The following is a 22362-nucleotide window of genomic DNA, read 5'->3' as shown; positions in this document are numbered from 1 at the left end:
ACCGGCGCCCCGCGCGGAGTCGTCCCGTGGTCTTCCCCTGTTCCCATGCCGGCCCCCCGGGCGCTGACGAAAGCCCCTCCGGGGGGCCGCGTGCGTCCACCCGCCTGCTGCTGGGCGGCATCCTCTGGTTCTGCCTGAGCCTGGGCCTGGCCTGGCAGCTGGGCGGCCGGGACGAGCCCGTCGTTCCGGAGGCATGGGAGGAGCCGCCCGCGCTCCCGTCCGGGGACTGGCTCCGGCAGCGGGACAGCCTGGACGTGCTGCTGCAGCGGACCCTGCCCCGGGTCATGCCCGGCTGCCGTCTGCTGACCATGCCCGGTTTTTCCGAGCAGGAGGCCCGCCATTACCGCATCGAAGGCGAAGGCGCGCCCTTGCGTCTGGCCCTGGCCCTGCAGGAACGCCTGTGCCAGGAGGCCCTGCGCACCGGCCATGACGGCAAGCGCCTGCACGCGCGCATGGCCCTGCCGCAGCTGCGCTGGACCGACGACGGGGTGCTGGAAGCCGTCGTGGACGGCCGCGTCTGCATGGTCCTGCATTTCCCCGGCTGGGAGACCATGCTGGCCGCGCTTTCCCGGCCCATGCCCGAGCCCGCCCTGATCCTGGTGCTGGACGACATGGGCCGGAAGCTGGAGCCCGCGGAACAGCTGGTCAGCCTGCCTTTCCCCGTGGCCCTGGCCGTCTGGCCCCATGCGCCCTTCCGGCACCCGGTGGAGGCCCTGGCCCGCGATACGGGGCGGGACGTGCTGCTGCACATGCCCATGGAGCCCCTGCCGCGCAAGAACGGCAGCCTGCCCGATCCCGGCCCCGGCGCCCTGGAAGCGGATATGGCCGCCTTTGCCATGGAACAGGCCCTGGACAGGGCCCTGGCCCAGGTGCCCACGGCGCTGGGCCTCAACAACCATATGGGCTCTGCCTTCACCAGCCGCCGCCAGGCCTGCGGCATCCTGGCCGGTCTGGCCTACGGGCGCGGCCTGTTCGTGCTGGACAGCGTCACCAGCGCCAAGAGCCGGCTGGAAGACAGCATGGTGCGACAGGGCATCGTCACGGCCAGCCGCCACATCTTCCTGGATGATCCGCAGGGCACGGACAAGGTGCTGCAGGCCCTGGACAAGGCCGCGCGTCTGGCGCGCAGGCAGGGCGTGGCCATCGCCATCGGCCATCCGCACGCCGCCACCCTGCGGGCCCTGGAACGCTGGGAGAACCGCGAGGGCGTGGCCGTGGTGCCCCTGCGGCGCTATGTCTGGCACCTGGCCCGGCTGCGGGCCGGACAGGCCGCCACGGAATGATTTTTCGGGAAGGCGCGTTCCGCATCTTCCCGCTGACAGCCGCCACGGCGGCGATGGAGAAGACCATGAGCATGAGCATCGGTTGTGTGGGCTGCGGCAATATGGGCGGGGCCATCCTGGCCGGTCTGGCCGCTTCCTCCCTGGATTGCGCCCTGTACGGCCATACGCGCACGGCGGCGCGCATGGCGCCTCTGGAGGCCGCGGGCGTCACCCGCCTGGATTCGGCCCGCGAGCTGGCCCGGCAGGCCCGCTATGTGGTGCTGGCCGTCAAACCCTATCAGGCCGAGGCCGTACTGGCCGGTATGGCCCCGGAACTGGGCCCGGACAAGGTGCTGATCTCGGTGGCTGCGGGCATCAGCATCGCCCGTTTGCAGGCCGCCGTGCAGGGGCGCTGCCCCGTGGTGCGCTGCATGCCCAATACGCCCGCCCTGGTGGGCAAGGGCGTGTTCGCCCTTTGCTTCGGCGAAGGCGTCACGGAGCAGGGCAGGGCCGACATCCTGCGCTTCTTCGCCGAGCTGGGCGTATGCCTGGAGCTGCCGGAAGCCCGTTTCACCGCTTTTTCCGCCCTCATCGGCGCCGGGCCCGCCTATGTCTTCGGCATGATGCAGGGCCTGGTGCAGGCCGGCGTCACCCTCGGGCTGGGCCGCAGGGAATGCCGCGATATGGTGGCGGCCCTTTTTGAAGGTTCGGCCGTCATGGCGGCCCGCAGCGAGACGCCGCTCATGGAGCTGCGCGACCAGGTCTGCTCGCCCGGCGGCCTGACCATCGCCGGGGTCAATGTGCTCGACCGGGCCGGGCTGGCCGGACTGCTGGTGGACGCGGTGCTGGCCGCTGACCGACGCGGCAGGGAAATGGAGGACGAATAGCGGGAAGGGGGGCGCGAGCCCCCCTTTTTCGTATGAAAAAAACGGCGGGTCCTCCGCAGAGGGCCTGCCGCCGGTTTGCCGTGTGCCGGAAAAGGGGAGTTATTTGACCTTGTCCACGCGGATGTCCAGGCGCTTCTTGCCCCTGGTCAGGATATAGCGCGTTTTGGCCTTGGCGTGCAGGTCGATGACGATGCGGGTGTCGCTGCCCTTCTTGCCCAGGCGCACGTCCTTGACCATCTCGCCCTTGGGCACGCCGGGTTCCTTGACCTTCCATGTCCCCTGCAGGTCCACCACCACGCGCGAGGGGCTGGTCAGCTCCAGATGCTTGAAGCGGATGGGCGAGGAGGCTTCCAGACGGATGGTGGCGCCGCCGTCGCGCACGAAGACCACGAAATTGGTGACGGTCTGCGCCTGGGCGGAAGAGGTCTTTTTGGGGGCCGGCTGGGCCTTGGGCGCGGGGGCGGCCGCCTTTTCCTGCGCCGGGGCGGCGGGCTGCCGGGTTTCGGCGGGGGAGGTCGCCGTGGCCGGGGGCGCGGCCTCGGGGCTTTCCGCGGTGACGGGCGGCATGCCGCTTTCCTCGCCGGTATCGAAGGCGAAGCCGCGTTCCACGGCGGCGGGCGACGGCTTGACCCCGGCCGCGGCCAGCTTTTCGCCATCGGCGGGCGTGCCGGGCGTCACGGGCACGGGCAGGGGCGGCTGGGCGGCGGGCGGCGTGCCGGCCACCGGGGCGGAGACGCCGTTGTCGGCAGGCGCGGGTGTATCGCCGGACTGGCCCATGCGTGTGTTGAGCAGGATGAGCAGCAGGCCGAGGATGATGACCGCCAGGACTATCCAGAGAAAGACTTTGTTCATGCCAGTGGGCTCCTGTGCCTTGGGGCGGGTATCCGCCGGAAGGGGCGGCGGATGGGCGGTATCGCGGATCACGGTGCGCGTCGGGCGGGGGCGGAGCCGTCCGCCGGGACGCGGGCACGCATGGAGGCCCCATTCGCGGGCACGGCTAAACTCTACATGATTTGTGCCGAATGGCAAGATTTGCCAAATCCCTTTACGCGCCGGGGGCTTTGCGCTAGCATGGGCGCACTATGCATGAAATGTCCATTGCCCAAAGCATCCTGGACATAGCTCTGGAAGAGATCGCCAAACAGGGCTGTGACCGGCTCGACCTCATCCGTGTGCAATGCGGCGCCCTGGCCGGCGTGGTGCCGGAATCGCTGCAGTTCTGCTTCGAGGCCCTGATCCGGGGCGGGCCGCACGCTTCGGCCCGGCTCGAACTGGAGACCATCCCCCTGTTGCTGCGCTGTTCTTCCTGCGGCCGGACCTTCGGCGGCGAGGGGCAGGAGGCGCTCTGGCTGCCGTGCCCCGTGTGCGGGGCCCTGACGGGCCATAGCGTGGAGCAGGGCAAGGAGTTGCAGATCAGTCATCTGGAAGCCTCCGTCAGCGGGGGCCAGGATTCATAAACCAGGGCCCTGACGCCGTGGACAGTCGGGGCCGGGCCCTGTCCGGCAGCGGACGGGCCGGAGTTCCGGGAGGAAAGCATGCAAATTCCTGTGGTGCGCAACGTTCTGGAAGCCAATGAAAAGATAGCGGCCGGCGTGCGCGAGAAACTGCGCGAGCGCAAGATCCTGGCCCTGAACCTGATCTCGTCGCCGGGCGCGGGCAAGACGACCCTTCTGGAGCGCACCCTGCATGATCTGGCCGGCGAGTTCCGCATGGCCGTCATCGAAGGTGACCTGCAGACCGACAACGACGCCCGCCGCGTGGCGGCCACGGGCGCGCAGGCCGTGCAGATCAATACCGACGGCGGCTGCCATCTGGACAGCAACATGATCATGACCGCCATGGAGAGCCTGGACTTGGACGGCGTGGACATCCTGTTCATCGAGAATGTGGGCAATCTGGTCTGCCCCGTGGAATTCGACTGCGGCGAGGACGCCAAGGTGGCGCTCCTGAGCGTGACCGAAGGCGACGACAAGCCCGAGAAATACCCCCTGCTGTTCAATCTGGCCAAGGCCATGGTGCTGAACAAGGTGGACCTGCTGCCCTATGTGGACTTCGACCGCGAACGGGCGCGGGCCTTCGCCACCCGGCTCAACAAGGAGCTGGACGTGTTCGAGGTCTCCTGCCGTGACGGTTCCGGCCTGGAAGGCTGGTACCAGTGGCTGCGCGACATGCGCGCCAGCAAGCTCTAGGCGTACGGTCCTTTCCCCATACGGCAAAAGCCCCCTGAGAAGGGGGCTTTTTTGTGCCTTCGTACCAGCCGCAGGAGCCGGAGGGGACGGCAGCCCGGGGCCCGATCAAGCGTGCCGGTCCTGGCGCCTCTCTGGCTCTGCCGCCCGCCGCCGGATGTCGCGTCCGGTCGTCAGGCGGGTGCCGTGGCCTGCTCGCATCACACGTCCCAAAGCCGTCGGCGTTGCGTGCGCCGGCCGGGCCGGAGCTTCCGTGATGCGCCGGGGCGGGCGCTCCGTGATGCACCGGGGGCGGCGGGGACTGCCAGGGCGCGGGGCCGTGCGCCCGGGCATCGTGCCGTCTACTGGATGGTGGCGCTGTAGGCGGTCATGTCCACGATGAGGGTGGCCGTGGGACGGCGCACGGTGATGGTGAAGAGCTGCACGTCATGCCGGGGCGTGTCGCTGATGAGGTCGGGCAGCATGTCGCCGGGGGCCATCATGATGCAGGCATCGCCGCGGGGGGCGTTCATGAGCATGCCCAGGGCCATGTGCAGGATCTCCATCTGGCGCTTCTGGTCAGCCACGGGCATCTCGGTGAAGTTCATGTCCAGGCCGGGCAGCTCGGCCTGCCAGGGCCGGTAGCCCATGGCGTAGAGGCTGGAAAGCAGGGTGTTCAGGCGCTGGTCGTTGAGCTTCTGGCGCAGTTCCACATGTTCCAGGACTTCGTCGCCGGGCTGCACGGGAAAGACCTCCACGTCGTCATCGCCGGGCGTGTAAGGGGTCAGGCGGGCGGCCCAGACCATGTCGGCGAAGCCCAGGCTGGTGAGGACGGCGCCGCCGTCGTCACGGGGCGGATCCTTTTCCAGCAGGGCGCAGGCGTCCTGCATCTTCATGCCGGGCCGGAATTTGCTCAGGGCGCACACGGGCCGGGCATCATCCGCGGGCAGCAGGGAGGTCTCCCTGCCGGTGACATGGCTGGTCTTGCCGTCAAGGCCGCGGAGCAGCAGGCAGGGGCGATGCTCGCCGCAGAGGGTCAGGCTCTGGAGATCGGCCAGACGGATGGCGCTGAAATCCCAGAGGGAGAGGCCCATGTCCATGCGCAGGTCGGCGCTGCCGCCGGGGTTGAGCAGCTGGTCCTCGCCGCCGGGCAGGAGGTCGAGGCGGGCATAATTGGCCTGGTGGCCCACGGTGAAGCGGATGCTCAGCAGCTCTTCGGCGCTTTGGTTGCGGATGGTCAGGCTTTTTTCATCTTCCGGGGTGTCCCGGGCGAGGCAGGGCCCGGAACAGAGCAGCAGGGAGGCGAAGACAAGGGACAGCAGGACGGACAAACGACAGGAATGGAGCATGGCGGACCTCATCAGACGGCAGTCCCGAAGGGCTGGGACGGCACGGCGGCCGTAGTTGGCAAACAGGGGCCGCGCGGCGAAGCGCGGCATGCTGTAGGTGTAGCAAAGGCCCGGCGGAGCCGCAAGCGTTGCGAGCGGACAGGCCGCAGGCTTTTGCGGGAAGGGCGGGCCTTTACGCTGTGCTTCCCGGCTGGTATAGGAAGGACTTGGGCGGCCCGTGCCGCCGTTCCCGTCCATGCCCTTTGCCAAGGAGTCGCCATGTCTTCGTCCCGCCATGCGCCGGATGGCCCGCAGCAGAGCGCTGTCGGGCTGCAACTGACCTTGCCGGTACTCGTGACGGCCTGCGTGCTGTTCGTGGCGGCGCTGGTCCTGGCCTATCTGGGGGGCGTGATGACAGGGCGCGCCCAGTGGGCCAGCAGCCTTGAGGAATCCCGGGCTGCTCTGGCCCAGGCCGCCGCCACGGACAGCGCCGGGGAGGAGGCCCCTTCCCCGGAGGCCCAGGCCGCCGCCGGTACGGAAAGCCCTGAGGACGTCCTGGCCGAAGCCTCGGTGCTGGCGGCATCCGAACTGCGTTTTTCCCGGGCCCTGCGGGCCGAACCGGGCGCGCGTCTGGAGCCTGTCTCGCCGCCGCTGCCTGCCGCCCGGGCCGCCAAACCGGCCGCGGAAGGCGCACCGGCCTATCCGCCCATGCCGCCGGGCATGCAGCCCGCCGTGCCCGCCGGCGAAAAAGCACCGCCGCCGACACCCACCGACATCTATGATTTCGTGTTCCAGCTGGGGGCCTTCCGCGATCCCGGCATCGTGGACGATCTGCGCCAGCGCCTGGAAGGGCGCGGCCTGCGCACGCGCATGGAACGCAGCGGCAAGCTCTATCTGGTCATGGTGGTGCTGCGCGGCACCGACGAACGGGCCCGCGAGGTGGAATACATCGCGCAGGACCTGCGCCTGGGCAAGCCCCTGATGCGCAGCCGCAAGCCCGTGCCCGGACGCCGTTAGGCCCAGGACCGCGTTCTGTTTTGCGGGGAAGGCCCCCCCATCCTTTCCCCGGCGCGCTGTTGCCGACGGGCGCGGGGAGCAGGCGGCAGGCATCCTCCACCGGGCATGCGCGGCTGGTATCCTCTTTTTACCGGAAATGGAGCGCAAGATCTGGGTCGATGCGCCCTAGGGGACAGGCCCGGGCGGGCGCATCGCGTCGCGCCGCCGTCGACGCGCCTTTTTCCACAGCAATCCAGACTGGCGGCAGGCTGCCGTCGGCTCCCTGTCCTCGTCCCGTCGCCCGGATGGCGGCGGGCTTTTTTCGTGCCTGGTCCGCGCTGGCTGGGCGCGTCAGTCCAGGATCTCCAGACGGCCCTGGTGCATGCGCGCCCGGCGATTGATGCAGGCGGGGGCGTCGCCCTCGAAGTGGGAGACGAAGACCAGGGCGATGCCGCGGGCGGCCAGCTGGTCCAGCAGGGCCAGATACTGGCGGCGGGATTCCTCGTCCAGGGCGGAGCAGGGCTCGTCCAGGAGCAGGATGTCCGGCTGGCCCATGAGGGCCCGGGCCAGGAACAGGCGGCGCAGCTGGCCTGTGGAGAGCAGGCGGATGGAGCGCTCCGCCAGATGGCCCACGCCCAGCTCGTGCATCACGCGGCGGGCCTGTTCCTGTTCGGCCCGGCTGTAGTCACGGTAGACGCCCACGGTGTTCTCCAGACCGGTGCAGACCAGCTCCAGGGCCGTGATGCTGTAGCCGTAGAGGGCCTGCGAAAGATCGGAGACCAGGCGCACGCCCTTGCGGATCTCCTCCAGCAGCACGGTCTCGCCGCCGTGATGGGGCAGATGCCGCACCAGGGTCCCGCCCACGGCCACGAATTCGTCCCCGGCCAGCAGGCGCAGGAAGGTGGACTTGCCGGAGCCGTTCTCGCCCTCGATGCGCCAGTTCTCGCCCTTGCGCAGGGTCCAGTCCACATCGTGCAGTATCTCCTGCCCGTCGATGAAGACCGTGGCATGGCGCACGTCCAGCAGGGGCGCGGCGGGCTCCGGTGCGGGCGTCACGGCGCCGGCAAGGCAGATGTCCTCGTATTCCCCTTCCTGCGGCGGCAGGGTGCAGTCCGGGGCCAGCAGACGGCCCTGATGGATGATGCGCGTCTCGCGGCACCAGTCCGGCACCTGTTCCCGGCGGTGGCTGCTCATGATGACCGTGCAGTGTTCGCGCACGCTGTCCAGTACGTCGTAGAAACGGCGGCTGTGATCGGCATCCAGACCGTCGCTGCATTCGTCCAGCAGGAGCAGGTCGGGCTGCCGGACCAGGGCCCGGCCCAGCAGGAGCAGGCGCAGCTGCCCCTGCGAGACTTCCGGCACCATCCTGTCCAGCAGGTCCAGGGCGCGCAGACGCCGGGCCATGTCCTCCACCTGGGCGTGGCGCTGTTCGGAGCTGTTGCTGTAGAGCAGGGGCGTGTCCTCGAAGGCCGTGAGCAGCAGTTCCCGGCCGGTGATGTACCAGCGCTGGCGCTGATAGGTCTCCTGCTGGTCCGGCGAGACCAGGGCGCTGACGGCCCGGCCCGCGATGGGCGAGGTCTCCGCGCCTTCGGCCGTGTGCCAGACGATGCGGCCCTGCGCTGGCCAGAGCAGGCCGTGCATGAGGCGCATGAGCGTGGTCTTGCCCGCGCCGTTGTGGCCCAGCAGCAGATGATGCTCGCCGCGGCGCAGCCGCCAGTCGATATGATGCAGGATGATCTTCTGCCGGGCATCGCCGGGCAGGAACAGGCTCAGATCCTCGATGTCCACCAGGGGACTGCCGGGAAGGAGATGGGACGGGGTATCCATAAAAAAACTCGTGTGAAGTTGTCCCGGACGGATCGCAGCCGTCGCGCGGGACGTCGAACAACAAAGACAAGCGGACCGGGCCCTGGGAAAGCGCCGGCACCGGCCGGAAGCCCGATGGGGGGCCTTGCCGGAAGCGACCGGGGACCCACGCTGAAGGGAAGGCCCGTGCCCTCCCGCCACCGCCATGGTTCCAGATAAAGCGCGCTGGGGAAGAGATGGGGGCAAGGGGATCCCCTCCCGTGCGGACAGCGACCGGATGGCGGCCCGCAGGGCCGTGCCCGTTGCGACGAAGGAAGCTACGGGCAGCGACAGCAAAGCGCGATCAGCGACGAAGGAAACTGCGGGCGTCGACGGCAGGGACGAGGGGCCCCCCTTCCCCCCGGAGAGCGGCCTTGCCTCCCTCCGCTGATGTTTGCCTCTCCTGTTCCCTCTCCCCCGGAGGGCGGCCGCAGGCCGTGGCTGCCGGCCTACAGGGGCAGCTCGTACTGGCGGCCCTGCCTGTACCAGACGCTGCGGGTGAAGCCGAAGGCCCGGGCGTAGCTTTCCAGCCGGGGGAAGGCGAAGGCCACGTCCGTGGTGATGTGGGCGTCCGAGGCGAAGGTCACGGGCACCCGGAGTTCGGCGGCCAGCCGCATGATGGGCGCGCAGGGGTAGATCTCGCGGCAGGGCTTGCGCAGACCGGCGGAGGAGATCTCCATGGCCATGCCCGCGTCGCGCAGTTCGGCAAGGGCGGTGCGGATGAGCTCGAGGCTGCCGGGCTTGTTGAGCCAGATGTGGAAGCGGTCCACGGAAAAGATCTTGACCAGATCGGGATGGGCCGCGATCTGGAACATGCCGGAGGCGATCATCTGCCGCCAGCTCTGGAAGTAGCGCACATAGTTCCGTTCGCATTCTTCCTGCGAGAGCGCGTCCCAGTCCGAGGCCCTGTCGTCGAAGCCCCAGCGGCCGATGAAATGCACGCTGCCCAGCAAGTAGTCGAAATCATAGGCGCTGCAGGCCTTGCGGGCAAAGTCCTCCTGCCCTTCCAGCCAGTCCATCTCCATGCCGAACAGCACCCGGCAGGCGCCGGGCGCGGCCGTATCGCGCAGTTCGCAGACTTCGCGGGCATAGGTGGGCATGCAGCGGCTCAGCTGTTCGCGGTATTCGTTGGTATAGTCGAAGCCCAGCGGGCGCGGCGAATGCTCGGTGAAGCCCAGCAGGGAGAGCCCGGCCGCGCAGGCGGCGGCGTACATCTCCTGCGGCGTGCTGGCGCCGTGGGAGTAGCGGGTATGGCTGTGGAGGTCGGCAGTGATCATCTTCATCTCCGGGAGCGTCCCCGGCCTGCCGCGGGAAGGTCGGGCGACCGGGCAGGAGGCCGGGTCGCGGGGCATGCGGGCTCAGGCGGGGCCTGAAAGGAAAAAACGGGGAGGGCGGACCCTCCCCGTGACAGACGTTACGGACAGCCGCTAGCCCAGCAGGCGGCGGCAGATCTCCTGACCGGCACGACGACCGGCGCCCATGGCCAGGATGACCGTGGCCGCGCCGGTGACGATGTCGCCGCCGGCGAAGACATTGGGCAGCGAGGTCTCGCCCGTGGCTTCATCCACCTTGATGTAGCCGCGTTCGGTCTTTTCCAGGCCCTCGGTGGCTTCCAGCAGGATGGGATTGGAGCGGGTGCCCAGGGCCACGACGGCCAGGTCGGTGGGCAGTTCGTAGGTGGCGCCCTCCACAGGCACGGGGCGACGGCGGCCGGAGGCGTCGGGCTCGCCCAGTTCCATCTTCTGCAGGGTCACGGAGGTGAGCTTCAACTCGCTGTCCCCGTTGAACTGCAGGGGGGCGGCCAGCATCTCGAACTTCACGCCCTCTTCCTCGGCATGTTCCACTTCCTCGCGGCGGGCGGGCATCTCGGCCTTGGTGCGGCGATAGACGATATGCACGCTTTCCGCGCCCATGCGCAGGGCGGTGCGGGCGGCGTCCATGGCCACGTTGCCGGCGCCGAAGACGGTCACGTTCTTGCCCAGGTAGGCGGGGGTGTCATACTCGGGGAAGGCGTAGGCACGGCCCAGGTTGACGCGGGTCAGGTATTCGTTGGCCGAGAACACGCCCACCAGGTTCTCGCCGGGCACGCCCAGGAAGACCGGCAGACCGGCGCCCACGCCGATGAAGACCGCGTCGTATTCCTTGCGCAGCTCGTCCACGGTGAAGGTGCGGCCGCCCACGCTGTTGAGGTGGAAGTCCACGCCGGCGCGGCGCAGGCCGTCCACTTCGGTGGCCACCACGTTCTTGGGCAGACGGAAGGAGGGGATGCCGTAGATGAGCACGCCGCCGGGCTCGTGCAGGGCTTCGAACACGTCCACCTTGAGGCCGCTGGCGGCACAGACGCCCGCGCAGGTCAGGGAGGAGGGGCCGGAGCCGATACAGGCCACCTGCTTGTCCTTGACCGGCATGCCGCAGGCATTGGTGCCGGTCACCTGTTCACAGGCGCTGGTGGCGATGTAGGTATCGGCCACGAAGCGTTCCAGACGGCCGATGGCCACGGGCTGGCCCTTGGCGTTGAGGATGCATTTGCCTTCGCACTGGTGTTCCTGCGGACAGACGCGGCCGCAGACGGCGGGCAGGCTGTTGGTGGTCTTGATGATGCGGTAGGCGGCATCGAAATTGCCGCGCGCCACTTCGCCGATGAAGTCGCGGATGGGCACTTCCACGGGGCAGCCCTTCATGCAGAGGGGCTTTTTGCACTGCAGGCAGCGGGAGGCTTCCTGCATGGCCATTTCCCTGGTGTAACCGGTGGCCACTTCGTCGAAATTGTGGGCGCGCACGTCCGCGGGCTGGCAGGGCATGTCCACGCGCGGAGCAATGGTCTTTTTGGGCTTAGTTTCCATGGGTGCTCCTGTACTGGTCGATGGAGACCTTTTCCTGATCGCGGTACGCGCCCAGACGGCGGCGCAGTTCGTCGAAGTCCACCTTGTGGCCGTCGAATTCGGGGCCGTCCACACAGGCGAATTTGGTCTTGCCGTCCACGGTCACCCGGCAGGCGCCGCACATGCCGATGCCGTCCACCATGATGGGGTTGAGGCTGACGGTGGTGTGCACGCCGAAGGGACGAGTGGTATTGGCCACGGCGGCCATCATGGGCACGGGGCCCACGGCCACCACTTCGAAGACGTCCTTGTCGGATTCCAGACGGGCGCGGAGCAGGTCGGTCACCAGGCCCTTGTGGCCGTAGCTGCCGTCGTCGGTGGAGATGAGCAGCTCGTCCACGAAGCTGGCCAGTTCCTTCTCGAACAGGAGCAGGTCCTTGTTGCGGGCGCCGATGACGCCCACGACCTTGTTGCCGACGCGCGAATGGCCCTTGGCGATATGGTGCATGGCGGCAATGCCGGTGCCGCCGCCCACACAGATGACAGTGCCCTGTTTTTCGATGTGGGTGGGTTTGCCCAGGGGGCCGCAAAGATCCAGGATCTCGTCGCCGGCCTTGAGGTCCTCAAGGATGGCCGTGCTCTTGCCCATGACCAGATAGACGATGGTGATGGTGCCTTTCTCGGCATCCGTGTCCGCGATGGTCAGGGGGATGCGCTCGCCCGTGGGGCTCATGCGCAGCATGACGAAATGACCGGGCCGGGCATGGCTGGCGATGGCCGGCGCGTGCAGCACCAGCTTGCTGGTCTTGCCCGGGATGAGGCTTTCTTTTTCCAGAATGGGGGTTGGCATGATATTCCTGCACTCCTGCTGCGGATAATGGAAAGTGCCAGCTTACCCAAGGTTTTTTCCGCTTGCAAGTATCGCGAGGGGAAATAGGGGCTTGTGAAAAGATGTTCGTCCGCCTGCATGGAAGGGCGACGTCAGTGCCGCAGTACGGATGATCACGGACTGTGCAGCATATCTTGAGGAGGACAGATGATGTTCCCTGTATCGTTGCAAGATGCTTTCAGGGGGGACGGTTGCAAAGGCTGAAGGCTGTTCTGGTGCCTCTTTGGTGTTTATGAGCACGCAATTTAAAGTAGGATGTCGTTACAAGCAGCCCCCTGCGTATGGGAAAAAGTCGAAAGGCCATTCCCCCGCGTTGTTTGCCTTCGCGCGCGCTGCGGCCCGGCCGTGCGGCAAAAGCCCCCGGCGTCGTGTTCTCCCGGCCGGAGCGGGCTTGCGGGACGCGGGCCGGAGATGAGCAAAAACGGCGGGATAGCCGCGTGCGGGCCGCGTCGGTCCTGTCCGTCGGGCGGGGGCCGGGGCGCTGCCGCCCGGAGCAGGGGGCACGTGAAAATGTCCGCAGGGTGGGCAAAAAACGCCCTGTGACAGGCCGGAAGCGTCGCGCGCAGCAAAAAAGACGCGCGGCGCTCAGTCGTGATCGGTATGCGGGCCGCGGGTGCGCGGGGCCGGGGCGCCTTCGCCCTCGCCGGGCAGGACCAGGACCACGGTCTGGCGCACGAGGCCGTTGTCCCCCATGGTCACGGCCAGCCGGTCGAGGCGGGTGCGGATGAGCTGCTGGTCGGGCCAGCCCAGGCGGAAGGCGCAGATGACGGGCGTGGAGCCGGGCAGGGACAGTTCCAGCTCCTCCTGCATGGCGCGGGCCTGCCGGGCGGAAAGATAGACGGCCAGGCTGGTGCCGTGGGCGGCCAGACGGCGCAGGGCCTCCTGCCCGGGCATGGGCGTGCGGCCGGGCATGCGGGTCAGGATCAGGCTCTGGGTGGCGCCGGGCACGGTGAAGCTGCATCCGGCCGCGGCCGCGGCCGCACTGGCGGCGGTGATGCCGGGCACCACCTGCCAGGGGATGCCGTCTCGGTCCAGCAGGGCCAGCTGTTCGCGCAGGGCGCTGTAGATGGCGGGATCGCCGGTGTGCAGATGGACCACGGGACGGCCGGCGCGGGAGAACTGGAGCATGAGGGAATGGCATTCCCCCAGATCCAGCGGGGCCGCGTCGATGACGCTGGCCCGGGGCGGGGCCAGGTCCAGCAGGGCGGGCGGGATCATGGAACCGGCGTAGAGCAGCAGGGCCGCCTCGCCGATGAGGCGCTTGCCCTTGAGGGTGAGCAGCTCGGGGTCCCCGGGCCCCGCGCCCACGAAACTGACCATGCCGGGCCGCGTGTCCATATGATCCTTCCCCCTGTCCCCGGGCACGGGGCGCGCCGGCGCCACGCCCGGGGCGTTTTTCGTCATGCCTTCGGCTGCCCGGACGGCTTGTCCGCGGCCAGCAGGAAGACGGCATTGTCCGCCGCCAGGAAGACATCCTGCCCCAGCGGACGCGCGCGGGAGGCCTGCACCTGCATGATCTCGGTGCTCCAGCCCAGGCGGGCAAAGAAGCGGCGGCAGCGGGCCAGGGTGTCCAGCAGGATGCAGCTCACCACCAGACGGCCGCCGGGCAGCAGACGGCGGCAGACCTGCTCCAGCAGTCCGTCGGCCCCGTCGCCGGAAAGGCCGCCGCCGATGAAGACCCGGTGCGGATCGGGCAGGCGCGGCAGGCAGCGGGGCACGCTGCCCAGACAGACCTCCACCACGGCGGCGCCGAAGCGGCGGCGGTTCTCCTGGATGTCCAGGGCGCGGGCGGGCACCCGCTCCACGGCCACCACCCGGCCTTCGTGGACTAGGCAGGCGGCCTCCAGCGCCACGGAACCGGAAGCGGCGCCCAGATCCCAGAGCGTATGCCGGGGCTCGGGGCGCAGCAGGGAAAGGGCGGCGGCGCGCACGGCGGGCTTGGTCTGCAGGCCGGCCTCGTGGCGCAGCTCGTCGGGCGCGAGCCCGGGGCGGGGGCGGCGCACCTGGCCGCAGGGCGTCAGGAGGACGGTGCAGACCGGGCCGAAAAAGGCCGCGGCCGCTTCCTCCAGGCTGAGGTGCCGGGTCTTTTCATCCTCGCCGCCCATTTCTTCGAAAACATGCATGCCGAACCAGTCCACGCCCCTGTCCAGCAGATGGCGGGCCAGCAGGTCGGGCGTCATGCGCGCGTCGGTGAGCAGGCTCAGGGGGCGGCCGCGCTGCACGGCGGCATTGAGGGGGGCCAGGTCCTGGCGGCCGTGCAGGGAAAGGCAAATCACGTCATGCCAAGGCAGGCCCAGGCGGGCGCAGGCCTGCTGCAGCGAGCTGACCCCGGGCAGGATGCGCACGGCCCCGGGACCCATCTGGTGCAGCAGGGTCGCACCGATGCCGTAGAACAGGGGATCGCCGTCGGCCAGCACGACCACGCGCTTGCCGGCGGCGCGCAGATGGCTGATGCGGGCCAGCACGGGTTCCAGCGGCGCGCCCAGGCGCAGGCGCTCGGCGGGCAGGTCGCGGAAGGCTTCCAGCAGCCGGCGGCCGCCGCACAGGACCTCGGCCTGCTCCACAAGGCGCAGCCGGGCCGGGGAGAGCGCCTCGCGCGGGGGCAGGGCGCAGTCCAGGCCCAGCACCAGGACGGGTTCGGCGGCTTCGGCGGCAGGTTCGAAGACGAAGGCGGAATGCAGCGGGCTCCCCTGCCGGGACCAGGCCTCCGTATCGGGCACGGCCGGCGGGACCGGCGCCGGTGGCGGCGGGCTGTCCGCCGGGCGGGACGGACGGGGAGCGGGCAGGCTGATGCCGGGGAGGAGGTTCTGCTGTTTCATGGGCTGCGGTCGGGATGGGGCGTAGGCCCCGCCCTGCCTTGCGGCAGGCGCTGGGGCGGGAAGGTCGGACACGTCCCGGAGCGCACGGGCCGGCGGGCCCGGTGCGGCTCAGGCCTGGACGTCGGGCAGCCAGACGCGGCCGCGGGCCACCAGATCCACGGGGCCGTCGATGAAGGCCCTGTCCTGCTGTTCGCCATCGGGGATGTGGACGTGCAGGGCGCTGCCGCCGGGCTGCATGATCTCCAGGGGCGTGCGGTTGCCCTTGGCGGCCAGCAGCAGGGCCAGGGCCAGGGCCCCGGAGCCGCAGGCATTCTCGATGCAGGTGGTGTGGGCGTCGCGCACATGGACCACGGGCAGCATGTCCAGCATGCCGGAGCGGCGTCCCCACCAGACCACGCCGCAGGCCAGCTCGCCGGTCATGCCGTACTGGCGGCGCAACATGCGCGAGGCCGCGATGCAGTCCTCGGGCTGCATGTGGACTTCACCGTCCAGCAGCAGGTGGCAGATGCCGGGCAGGCGCACCAGATGGATGCCCTGTTCCGGGTGGCTGATGGGGCAGGGGGGCAGCTGCAGCTCGGCGCGCACCTGCCAGTGGGGGGGCGTGCCGCGCACCAGCAGGCGGACGGGCGTCTGCCAGCCGGAGACGTGGATCTCGTAGCGGTGTTCGTTGGTCAGCTTCTGGCGGGCGATGCCCTGGAGCGTGGCTTCGGGCGAGGCGCTCTCGCGGAAGGCCAGCAGCGCGCCGAAGGCGCGCGCGGCATTGACGCAGAACTCGCCGCCCGCCATGCGCAGACGGCGTTCGGCCACAGAGATGAAGCCCGCCTGTTCCGCGTCCAGGCTTTCGGGACGCATGGCCTGCCGGGCCAGCTCCGCCTGCCGGGCGCTGTCCAGCCCGTCGGCGGGGAAGAAGATCGTGGTATTGCCGCCGGGGCTCCATTTGGAAAAATCGAGTGCTGGCATAACCCATCCTTTTGTATCTATTCAGTATGCTACAGGCCGGGCCGGCTGTCCAGCCGCCAGTGGCGGATCCCGGCGATCACGCGCGGCACTGTAGCGCCACATGTGGCCCGGATTTTGATGCAGGCGGATCCCGGCGATCACGCGCGGCACGGCGGCCGCCTGACGCGGGGAAGGCCGCTCCGGTACGGCCTTGCGGAAGGCGGCGGGAAGGGGCGCGCACGGCCGCGGCCGCAGCCGCCGGCCCCGCCCCGGACGCCCCTCCAGGGGAAAGAAGGCTTGCCCTTTGCCGCGAAAAGGGCTAGGTTGTAAACGTGTCCATACCATTTTCGGTGAAGAGAAATGGCGACCTGGCACCATTGCCTGACATGTTGCAGGCAAAACAATAACTTTTTGGGAGGCATCATGAAATCTTTTCGCCTGCTGGCCCTTACCACCGCGGTCCTGCTGAGCTTCGCCGTGGCTGCCGTGGCCGCTCCTGTCTGCAGCAAGAAGGTCAACAGCTTCGACTTCGTTGTGGACTACTCCGGCTCCATGATGATGAAGAACGACAAGATGAAACAGGACAAGATCGAAGTGGCCAAGCTCGCCCTGAAGCGCGTCAACGCCGCTATCCCCGCCCTGGATTTCAAGGGCGGCCTGCACACCATCGCCCCTAACGGCACCATCATCGAACAGGGCCCCTGGAACCGCGCCGCCATGGATAGCGGTATCAACACTCTGCGCAGCGGTTTCTCCACCTTCGGCCGCATGACCAACATGGGCGACGGCCTGCAGACCTACGAACCCTTCCTGAGCTCCATGGAGCGCAGCGCCGCCCTGATCGTGGTCACCGACGGTGACAACAACCGCGGCATGGATCTGGTGGAAGTGGCCCGTCAGGTGTACGCCACCCAGCGTGACCTGGTCATCCATGTGATCTCTCTGGCCGACACCCCGCAGGGCGAAGCCACCGTCAAGGCCATCGCCGGCATGAACCCCGCCTCCGTGCTGGTCCGTGCTGAAGACCTGGCCACCAGCGACGCCGAAGTGGAACGCTTCGTGCTGGCCGTGTTCTGCCAGGAAGAGACCGTGATCGTGCTGCGCGGCGTCAACTTCGCGTTTGATTCCTATGCCCTGGACAGCAAGGCCATGGGCATCCTGGACGAAGCCGCCGGCCTCATCAAGTCCAAGCCCAACACCCAGATCGTGCTGACCGGCTGGACCGACTCCCGCGGCACCGACGCCTACAACGCCAAGCTGTCCCAGAACCGCGCCAACGCCGTGAAGGGCTACCTGGCCAAGCAGGGCGTGCCCGCCAGCCGCATGACGGCCATCGGCAAGGGCAAGTCCTTCAAGTACAGCAACGCCACTGAAGAAGGCCGCTACATGAACCGTCGTACGGAGATCTCCTTCGACTAAACGGCGCCTCCTTCCCCCTTTGAATGAAACCCGGCGGCAACGCCGGGTTTTTCCATTAAGGAGTAAACGAACGATGAAGAAAGTCCTGGCAGTCACCCTGCTGGCAAGCCTGCTGTGCGGTGGCTGCGCCCTGTTCGGCGGCGATGAAGCCTCCGACCCGGCTCCGGCCGCCCCGGCCGACGGCTCGGCGGAAGCCGCCAAAGCCCCTGAGAAAGCCCCGGCCAAGGCCCCCGAAAAGGCTGCGGTCAAGGCCGCGCCCGCGTCCCAGTCCAGGCTGGAAGCCGATCTGTACAAGACCGGGCAGAGCCTGGTGGGCCGTGCCTCCCGCACGGTGGTGCCCTCCAAGGCCCAGAAGGAAGTGCGCAAGGTGGGCAAGGAATATGTGGCCACCTATGTGGATGTGGATACCAACAGCCTGAACACCGAAGTGCGCAAGGGCGCCCGCGGTTATGTGGGCTTCATCCGCTATTCCGAACATGTCTATGAGTGCCGCGGCGCCAGCAAGAGCGCGGCCCTTTCCGCCCCCTGCGAAAAGGTCAAGACGCGCAACCTCAATGAGATGATCCGTTACGACGGCAAGAAGTGGCAGTACTAGCCCGGCCGCAGGTACGGCATCCCCGTTGATGCAGGCCCCTTTCCTTCGGGAAGGGGGCTTTTTTCATGCCCGCCGCGGGCAGCCGCGCGGCGGCAAAGAGAGGCGGCCAAGAAAGCGCCCAGGAGAGGCGGCCGGGGGACGGCAGACGGCAAACGGCGGCAGGTTGCCGGGAGCCGACGGCGGAGGGCTGTCCTCCTGTCGCCGCCAGCCTGCCGGGCGCGGGGAGGGCGCAGTGGAGCGCGGGGCCGGGGCGGGGCGCGGACGTATCACATGCGGGCGGATTGTCCGCTCACGCGGGCGGTACCGGCATGGAGGACCGGCGGGCAGCGTGAGGGCTGCTCCGCCTGCGGGCGCGTCGACAGCGCCGGAGCCGGTTTCGGCGTCAGGGCGTGTCCCGGGAAGGGACGGGGGCCGGCGGCGTGGGAGGCCCGGCCCCCCGGACACGCCGGCAGGGGCCTACGCCGGGAAGGGGCGTGACGGGCGGTTCCCCGGGCTCAGCCCCGGGGCGTGCCGGGCAGGGGCGGCAGGTGCTCGGCGATCCAGCGGGCGCACTGCTGGGGCGTCTTCTGGCGGGCGTCGCAGCGCAGGGTGGCGTAGTGCTTGTAGAGCGCCTCGCGCTCGTAAAAGATGTCGGCCAGGGTCTGTCCCGGCGCGATGGCCAGCCCGCGGTCGGGGTTGCGGGCCACGCGCTCCTCGATGGTCTCCAGGGGCACGTCCAGAAAGACGATGGGGCCCAGCGAGGCCAGATGCTCCATGGTCCGCGGCCGGTAGACGGCGCTGCCGCCCGTGGCGATGACCGTGCGCTGCACGCGGATGGAGCCCAGCACCACGGCTTCCAGGTCCAGGAAGGCCTCCTTGCTCAGTGCGTCGGTGACGGCCTGCAGGCGGTCGGCGTACAGGGCCTCCATCAGGTGGTCGCTGTCCATGAAGGCCCAGCCCAGGGTCTGGGCCAGGGCCATCCCCACGGTGGATTTGCCCGCTCCGGCCATGCCGATGAGTACCACACAGGGACAGGAGGGCGGCGGGGGCAGCAGTTGTTCTGACGTGGACATGCGGTCTCCTTGATGCTAATGAGGAAAAAATTGTGCCGTCGCAGGCATATCCTGTCAAGGCGCAAAAGCCGCCGCCGACAGGCAGGGAGCGGTCCCGCCGGAGTTTTTTGTCCATCGTCCCGCCCGGGGATGGTGAACAAGCCTTGACGGCGGGCCTCATGCCGTGTATGTAACCCTTTCAAATTTACAGGCTGCAAGGCGTATCCCGCGCAGCGACAGTGCTGCGGGCACGGGCAAGCCTTCCCGCATGTCGCGCATACCTCGCGCCGGGCCATCCGGCCCGCTGCCCGTCGCCGCAGCCACACGCAAGGAGCTAGAGCAATGAAGAGAACATACCAGCCCAGCAAGATCAGAAGAGCCCGCACCCACGGTTTCCGCGCCCGCATGGCCACCCCCAGCGGCCGCGCCATCCTGCGCCGCCGTCGCGCCAAGGGCCGCAAGCAGCTGAGCGCCTAGTCGGTTGGGGGCTGCGCCCCGCGATCCCCGAAGCGAGCCAAGATGGCCGAACGCCTTTTTCTGCCCCGCCAGAGCCGCATCCGCACCCAAGCGGAGTATGCCGCGTGCTATGAGCGGGGCAGGCGTTACCATACGGAGCATTTCCTCGTTTTTGTACGGCCCCGCGAAAACGGGGCCTGTACGCGTATGGGCATGGCTGTGTCCCGCAAGGTGGGCAAAGCGGTCACGCGCAACCGGATCAAGCGCCTGCTGCGGGAGTTTTTCCGCCTGCACCGGGCGCTGCTGTCCGAACATCTGGATATCGTGGCCGTGGCCAAGAAGCACGCCGGCGCGGCGGAGCTGAGCCAGGAGCGCGTCAACGCCCAGCTGCTGCCGCTGCTGCGGCGCCTGCCGGGCCTGCATCCTGCCGGGAGCCACGGCAGCCGCGACAAGGACTAGCCATGCTGCGCCGTCTTTTTGTCCTGCCCATCCGTTTCTACCAGTTGTTCATTTCTCCCGTCCTGCCCCCTGCCTGTCGTTTTTACCCCACATGTTCCGCCTACGCCCTGGAAGCCATCATGACCCACGGCGTATTGCGCGGCGGCTGGCTGGCCTTGCGTCGTCTGGCCCGCTGCCATCCCTGGGGCGGCTCGGGATATGATCCCGTGCCCCCTGCGCGGCGTCACCCGTAGTCTCTGCTTCATGGAGTACCTCCCCGCATGCAAGACGGCAAAAATCTTATCATGGCAATTGTCCTGTGTCTGCTCGTGGTCGTCGGCTGGAGCTATCTGGCCGACTATATGGGTTGGGTGGTCAAGCCCGACCCGGCCGAGATAGCCAAGATGGAAGCTGTCCAGGCCGAGCAGGCCCAGAAGGCCAAGGCCGAAGCCGAAGCCAAGAAGGCCGCCCAGGCCGAGCCCCTGCCCGCCTTCACGCCCGCCCCCGGCGTGGACGTGACGGTGGACGCCCCCCTGTACAAGGCCGTGCTGCATTCCGGCGGCGGCGTGCTGCGCTCCTTCGAGCTCAAGAAGTACACCACCGGTCTGGAGGAGGATTCCCCCCGCATCAATATGGTCGATCCCCAGACGGCCGCCGTGGCGCCCCTGGGCCTGGTCATCAACGGCCAGCCCTCCTGGAGCACCGGCAAGTGGGCCCTGGAGTCCGACAGCGGCGTGAAGGTGGCCGAGGGCGGCAAGGGCGTGGTCCGTCTGGTGGGCGAGGTGGACAACCTGCGCGTGGTCCGCGAGCTGAGCTTCAACGCCGACAATTACCTGATCTCCGAAAGGGTGACCCTGGCCGCCCTGGGCGCCGACACCCGCAGCGTGCGCGTGCGCTACACCGTGGCCGCCGACACCAGCAACGCCGCCAACACCAACTACGACGCCATGCGCGTGGCCTGGGACAACAACGGTTCGCTGGGCGAGGAGACCTCCACCGACAAACTGACCAAGGAAGGCGTGGAAGCCAGCGGCAAGCTCTACTGGGCCGGTCCCATGAGCACCTATTTCCTGTCCGCCGTGATGCCCGGCGATGCCGACGAGGCCCGCATGGTGGGCCGCATGCAGGGCAGCGTCTACCGCGTGGCCCTGGAGCCCAAGGAAGTGGTGGTGGCCCCCGGCCAGGAGACCACTTTGGAAGTCTCCTACTGGATGGGGCCCAAGGAGCGCAAGCTGCTGGCCGCCGTGTCCGACCAGCTGGCCCTCAGCGTGGACCTGGGCATGTTCAGCATCATCGCCAAGGGCCTGCTCTGGCTGCTGGAGTTCTTCCAGCAGTACACCCACAACTGGGGCCTTTCCATCATCATGCTGACCATCGTCATCAAGGCCGTGTTCTGGCCCCTGACGGCCAAGAGCTATTCTTCCATGGAAAAGATGAAGAAGCTCCAGCCCATGATGGCCAACATCCGCGAAAAGTATAAGGACAACAAGGAAGCCATGAACAAGGAAGTCATGGCCCTGTACAAGACCTACGGCGTCAACCCCGCCAGCGGCTGTGTGCCCATCCTGGTGCAGCTGCCCGTGTTCTTCGGTCTGTATCAGGCGCTGCTGACCTCCATCGAGCTGCGTCATGCGCCCTTCATCACCTATCTGCCCGGCACGGACATGATCTGGCTGGCCGACCTGTCCGCCAAGGACCCCTACTTCATCACTCCCATCATCATGGGCGTCACCATGTTCCTGCAGCAGAAGATGAGCCCGCCGGCCACCGACCCCACGCAGCAGAAGATCATGATGTTCCTGCCCATCATCTTCACCGCCCTGTTCCTGAACTTCCCCTCCGGTCTGGTGGTGTACTGGCTGGTCAACAACATCCTGTCCATCGCCCAGCAGTGGCGGATGGGCCGCAAGAGCAAGCTGCTGGCCCAGTAAACGGACCGCCCCGGCGGTCCTGCGTAACGGAAACGTGTCCATATGTGGTGGCAGCGGGTCTTCCCGCTGCCGCCCCTTTTGGGAGAGTTTATGGACGGATTCAAAGAATTTCAGGGTAAGAATCTGGATGCCGCCATTCAGGAGGCCTGCAGCTATTACAATACGGCCCGCGAAAAGCTGGAGATCGAGATAGTGCAGGACGCCAAAAGCGGCATCTTTGGTATCGTTGGGGCCCGCAAGGCCAAGATCCGCGCCCGCCGCGCCGCCTTGCGCGAGGCCGTGGAAAGCGTCCTGGGCAGGAAGCGCTGCGACGTCCGCCTGGAACGGCCGTCCCCGGGCCGGGAGGGCGCCCCCCAGCGTCCCGCGGAGCAGCCCGCCCCCGCCGCGCGCGAGGAGGCCGCGCCCGCGCCCCTGGCTGCCCCTGCGCCGGAAGGGCCCGCTCGTGAGGCAGCCGCGGAAGAAGCCGCGGCCCGGCCTGCGGAAAAGGCGGAAGCGCCCGCACAGGGCGAACGGCCCGAGAATTGCGCCAAAGCTGACAAG

22 protein-coding genes are annotated in these 22362 nt (G+C 68.3%); 12 read left to right on the top strand and 10 right to left on the bottom strand.

What is annotated here, in order from left to right:
* The first annotated feature begins 26 nt into the window (after positions 1–26).
* The gene (locus Q1X76_RS04335; RefSeq protein ID WP_300718301.1) at positions 27–1283 is read left to right on the top strand and encodes a divergent polysaccharide deacetylase family protein; all 1257 of its coding nucleotides are present in this window, start codon (positions 27–29) and stop codon (positions 1281–1283) included.
* Positions 1284–1348: 65 nt separating this feature from the next.
* Entirely contained in the window at positions 1349–2149 is an 801-nt protein-coding gene (proC, locus tag Q1X76_RS04330) for a pyrroline-5-carboxylate reductase (protein ID WP_300718300.1), read from the top strand.
* A gap of 99 nt (positions 2150–2248) precedes the next feature.
* Here proC and Q1X76_RS04325 read toward each other — a convergent pair whose 3' ends face one another.
* Positions 2249–3001: an AMIN domain-containing protein gene (locus Q1X76_RS04325; protein WP_300718299.1), complete on the bottom strand. Its 753-nt coding sequence runs from the start codon at positions 2999–3001 to the stop codon at positions 2249–2251.
* Between the two features lie 239 nt (positions 3002–3240).
* Between Q1X76_RS04325 and Q1X76_RS04320 the strand changes: the two genes are divergently transcribed.
* Positions 3241–3606 (top strand): hydrogenase maturation nickel metallochaperone HypA, encoded by a 366-nt coding sequence (locus tag Q1X76_RS04320; protein ID WP_300718298.1) that lies wholly within the window; start codon positions 3241–3243, stop codon positions 3604–3606.
* 78 nt (positions 3607–3684) lie between these two features.
* Positions 3685–4338: a hydrogenase nickel incorporation protein HypB gene (gene hypB, locus Q1X76_RS04315; protein WP_300718297.1), complete on the top strand. Its 654-nt coding sequence runs from the start codon at positions 3685–3687 to the stop codon at positions 4336–4338.
* A 338-nt stretch (positions 4339–4676) separates the two neighbouring features.
* Here hypB and Q1X76_RS04310 read toward each other — a convergent pair whose 3' ends face one another.
* The gene (locus tag Q1X76_RS04310; RefSeq protein ID WP_300718296.1) at positions 4677–5663 is read right to left on the bottom strand and encodes a peptidoglycan glycosyltransferase; all 987 of its coding nucleotides are present in this window, start codon (positions 5661–5663) and stop codon (positions 4677–4679) included.
* Positions 5664–5921: 258 nt separating this feature from the next.
* On the opposite strand from Q1X76_RS04310, the gene Q1X76_RS04305 reads away from it, so the two are divergent.
* Complete coding sequence (locus Q1X76_RS04305) at positions 5922–6659, top strand: SPOR domain-containing protein (protein WP_300718295.1); 738 nt, start codon at positions 5922–5924, stop codon at positions 6657–6659.
* Between the two features lie 330 nt (positions 6660–6989).
* Here the strand turns inward: Q1X76_RS04305 and Q1X76_RS04300 are convergent, their stop codons facing one another.
* From Q1X76_RS04300 to Q1X76_RS04270, 7 genes are all read right to left on the bottom strand, one after another.
* Positions 6990–8465 (bottom strand): ATP-binding cassette domain-containing protein, encoded by a 1476-nt coding sequence (locus Q1X76_RS04300; protein ID WP_300718294.1) that lies wholly within the window; start codon positions 8463–8465, stop codon positions 6990–6992.
* A 467-nt stretch (positions 8466–8932) separates the two neighbouring features.
* Positions 8933–9760, bottom strand: a complete 828-nt coding sequence (locus Q1X76_RS04295) for a histidinol-phosphatase (protein WP_300718293.1) — start codon at positions 9758–9760, stop codon at positions 8933–8935.
* A gap of 150 nt (positions 9761–9910) precedes the next feature.
* Positions 9911–11326 carry an NADPH-dependent glutamate synthase gene (gene gltA, locus Q1X76_RS04290; RefSeq protein WP_300718292.1) on the bottom strand — a complete coding sequence of 472 codons (1416 nt, stop codon included), beginning with the start codon at positions 11324–11326 and terminating at the stop codon, positions 9911–9913.
* Positions 11316–12155: a sulfide/dihydroorotate dehydrogenase-like FAD/NAD-binding protein gene (locus Q1X76_RS04285; protein ID WP_300718291.1), complete on the bottom strand. Its 840-nt coding sequence runs from the start codon at positions 12153–12155 to the stop codon at positions 11316–11318. The genes gltA and Q1X76_RS04285 overlap by 11 nt, the downstream gene beginning before the upstream one ends.
* A 624-nt stretch (positions 12156–12779) precedes the next feature.
* A complete protein-coding gene (locus Q1X76_RS04280) occupies positions 12780–13532 on the bottom strand; it encodes a cobalt-precorrin-4/precorrin-4 C(11)-methyltransferase (protein WP_300718290.1) in 753 nt (250 codons plus the stop codon).
* A gap of 62 nt (positions 13533–13594) precedes the next feature.
* Positions 13595–15013, bottom strand: coding sequence for a precorrin-6y C5,15-methyltransferase (decarboxylating) subunit CbiE (cbiE, locus tag Q1X76_RS04275; protein WP_300718289.1), 1419 nt, complete (start codon positions 15011–15013; stop codon positions 13595–13597).
* Positions 15014–15121: 108 nt separating this feature from the next.
* Positions 15122–15973, bottom strand: coding sequence for a hypothetical protein (locus Q1X76_RS04270; RefSeq protein WP_300718288.1), 852 nt, complete (start codon positions 15971–15973; stop codon positions 15122–15124).
* A gap of 402 nt (positions 15974–16375) precedes the next feature.
* Between Q1X76_RS04270 and Q1X76_RS04265 the strand changes: the two genes are divergently transcribed.
* Together Q1X76_RS04265 and Q1X76_RS04260 are read left to right on the top strand one after the other, a co-directional pair.
* Complete coding sequence (locus Q1X76_RS04265) at positions 16376–17371, top strand: OmpA family protein (protein WP_300718287.1); 996 nt, start codon at positions 16376–16378, stop codon at positions 17369–17371.
* A 73-nt stretch (positions 17372–17444) separates the two neighbouring features.
* Positions 17445–17966 (top strand): translation initiation factor 2, encoded by a 522-nt coding sequence (locus Q1X76_RS04260; RefSeq protein WP_300718286.1) that lies wholly within the window; start codon positions 17445–17447, stop codon positions 17964–17966.
* Between the two features lie 494 nt (positions 17967–18460).
* On the opposite strand, the gene thrB is transcribed toward Q1X76_RS04260, so the two are convergent.
* Positions 18461–19018: a homoserine kinase gene (thrB, locus tag Q1X76_RS04255; protein WP_300718285.1), complete on the bottom strand. Its 558-nt coding sequence runs from the start codon at positions 19016–19018 to the stop codon at positions 18461–18463.
* Positions 19019–19339: 321 nt separating this feature from the next.
* Here thrB and rpmH point away from each other — a divergent pair, with 321 nt between their 5' ends.
* From rpmH to Q1X76_RS04230, 5 genes are all read left to right on the top strand, one after another.
* Entirely contained in the window at positions 19340–19474 is a 135-nt protein-coding gene (gene rpmH, locus Q1X76_RS04250; protein ID WP_300718284.1) for a 50S ribosomal protein L34, read from the top strand.
* Between the two features lie 42 nt (positions 19475–19516).
* Complete coding sequence (gene rnpA, locus Q1X76_RS04245) at positions 19517–19912, top strand: ribonuclease P protein component (RefSeq protein ID WP_300718283.1); 396 nt, start codon at positions 19517–19519, stop codon at positions 19910–19912.
* A 2-nt stretch (positions 19913–19914) separates the two neighbouring features.
* On the top strand, positions 19915–20145 hold the full coding sequence (gene yidD, locus Q1X76_RS04240; protein WP_006007998.1) for a membrane protein insertion efficiency factor YidD: 231 nt from the start codon (positions 19915–19917) through the stop codon (positions 20143–20145).
* Positions 20146–20172: 27 nt separating this feature from the next.
* The gene (gene yidC / locus Q1X76_RS04235) at positions 20173–21822 is read left to right on the top strand and encodes a membrane protein insertase YidC (RefSeq protein ID WP_300718282.1); all 1650 of its coding nucleotides are present in this window, start codon (positions 20173–20175) and stop codon (positions 21820–21822) included.
* Positions 21823–21912: 90 nt separating this feature from the next.
* A partial coding sequence (locus tag Q1X76_RS04230; protein WP_300718281.1) for a Jag N-terminal domain-containing protein occupies positions 21913–22362 on the top strand: 450 nt, incomplete at its 3' end.

It is taken from the genome of uncultured Desulfovibrio sp., assembly GCF_949282365.1.
In the GTDB taxonomy this organism is placed as follows: domain Bacteria; phylum Desulfobacterota; class Desulfovibrionia; order Desulfovibrionales; family Desulfovibrionaceae; genus Desulfovibrio.
This window is presented reverse-complemented; position numbering and strand designations above follow the sequence as displayed.

Coding starts and splice junctions, on each gene's coding strand:
- proC (WP_300718300.1), top strand. CDS start 1,349: ATGAGCATGAGCATCGGTTGTGTGGGCTGCGGCAATATGGGCGGGGCC.
- Q1X76_RS04325 (WP_300718299.1), bottom strand. CDS start 3,001: ATGAACAAAGTCTTTCTCTGGATAGTCCTGGCGGTCATCATCCTCGGC.
- Q1X76_RS04320 (WP_300718298.1), top strand. CDS start 3,241: ATGTCCATTGCCCAAAGCATCCTGGACATAGCTCTGGAAGAGATCGCC.
- hypB (WP_300718297.1), top strand. CDS start 3,685: ATGCAAATTCCTGTGGTGCGCAACGTTCTGGAAGCCAATGAAAAGATA.
- Q1X76_RS04310 (WP_300718296.1), bottom strand. CDS start 5,663: ATGCTCCATTCCTGTCGTTTGTCCGTCCTGCTGTCCCTTGTCTTCGCC.
- Q1X76_RS04305 (WP_300718295.1), top strand. CDS start 5,922: ATGTCTTCGTCCCGCCATGCGCCGGATGGCCCGCAGCAGAGCGCTGTC.
- Q1X76_RS04300 (WP_300718294.1), bottom strand. CDS start 8,465: ATGGATACCCCGTCCCATCTCCTTCCCGGCAGTCCCCTGGTGGACATC.
- Q1X76_RS04295 (WP_300718293.1), bottom strand. CDS start 9,760: ATGATCACTGCCGACCTCCACAGCCATACCCGCTACTCCCACGGCGCC.
- gltA (WP_300718292.1), bottom strand. CDS start 11,326: ATGGAAACTAAGCCCAAAAAGACCATTGCTCCGCGCGTGGACATGCCC.
- Q1X76_RS04285 (WP_300718291.1), bottom strand. CDS start 12,155: ATGCCAACCCCCATTCTGGAAAAAGAAAGCCTCATCCCGGGCAAGACC.
- Q1X76_RS04280 (WP_300718290.1), bottom strand. CDS start 13,532: ATGGACACGCGGCCCGGCATGGTCAGTTTCGTGGGCGCGGGGCCCGGG.
- cbiE (WP_300718289.1), bottom strand. CDS start 15,013: ATGAAACAGCAGAACCTCCTCCCCGGCATCAGCCTGCCCGCTCCCCGT.
- Q1X76_RS04270 (WP_300718288.1), bottom strand. CDS start 15,973: ATGCCAGCACTCGATTTTTCCAAATGGAGCCCCGGCGGCAATACCACG.
- Q1X76_RS04265 (WP_300718287.1), top strand. CDS start 16,376: ATGAAATCTTTTCGCCTGCTGGCCCTTACCACCGCGGTCCTGCTGAGC.
- Q1X76_RS04260 (WP_300718286.1), top strand. CDS start 17,445: ATGAAGAAAGTCCTGGCAGTCACCCTGCTGGCAAGCCTGCTGTGCGGT.
- thrB (WP_300718285.1), bottom strand. CDS start 19,018: ATGTCCACGTCAGAACAACTGCTGCCCCCGCCGCCCTCCTGTCCCTGT.
- rpmH (WP_300718284.1), top strand. CDS start 19,340: ATGAAGAGAACATACCAGCCCAGCAAGATCAGAAGAGCCCGCACCCAC.
- rnpA (WP_300718283.1), top strand. CDS start 19,517: ATGGCCGAACGCCTTTTTCTGCCCCGCCAGAGCCGCATCCGCACCCAA.
- yidD (WP_006007998.1), top strand. CDS start 19,915: ATGCTGCGCCGTCTTTTTGTCCTGCCCATCCGTTTCTACCAGTTGTTC.
- yidC (WP_300718282.1), top strand. CDS start 20,173: ATGCAAGACGGCAAAAATCTTATCATGGCAATTGTCCTGTGTCTGCTC.